The organism is Huijunlia imazamoxiresistens (assembly GCF_037132455.1).
In the GTDB taxonomy this organism is placed as follows: Bacteria; Bacteroidota; Bacteroidia; order Chitinophagales; family Chitinophagaceae; genus Flavisolibacter; species Flavisolibacter imazamoxiresistens.
On record NZ_JBBBEI010000065.1, the window covers coordinates 1 to 505 of the forward strand.

General features: G+C 61.8%; 1 protein-coding gene. It reads left to right on the forward strand.

Annotation, left to right across the window (positions count from 1 at the left end):
- Window positions 1–73: 73 nt before the first annotated feature.
- On the forward strand, window positions 74–505 hold a 432-nt coding region (mobV, locus tag V9K67_RS26705), incomplete at its 3' end, for a MobV family relaxase (protein ID WP_336728134.1).

A 505-nucleotide genomic window follows, 5' to 3' on the forward strand; every position in this document is an offset into this window, starting at 1 on the left:
CGGGGCTGCGCCCCCGGACCCCCTGAAAATCCACCCCGCGCCCTCATTCCATGACCCTTCAATGAACTCAGCCATGAGCACTCAATTTGCGGTCCTTCATTGCGAGAAAGGCAAGAGCACCGGTGGCGCCCTGGGCGACCACATCGACCGGGCCGAAGGCCAACAGCACACCTACGAGCATGCCGACCCTGCACGGCGCCACCTCAACAAGAACTATGCGGTAACTGAGCACTGCCGCCTGCCGCTGGAGCAGGCCGTCGCCCGCCGGATCGAGGAAGGCTACACCGGGAAGCGCGGGATCCGGAAGGATGCCATCCGGTACATGACCACCATTCTTTCCGGAAGCGCCGAGCGCATGGGGGAGCTGCTCCAGGATGGCCTGCAGTTCCAGCAGTGGATCCAGGCAAACTATGACTTTGCCTGCAAGGAGTTCGGTAAGGAGAACATTGTCCGGTTCGCCCTGCACATGGATGAGAAGACCCCCCACATCCATTGCGTGACCGTA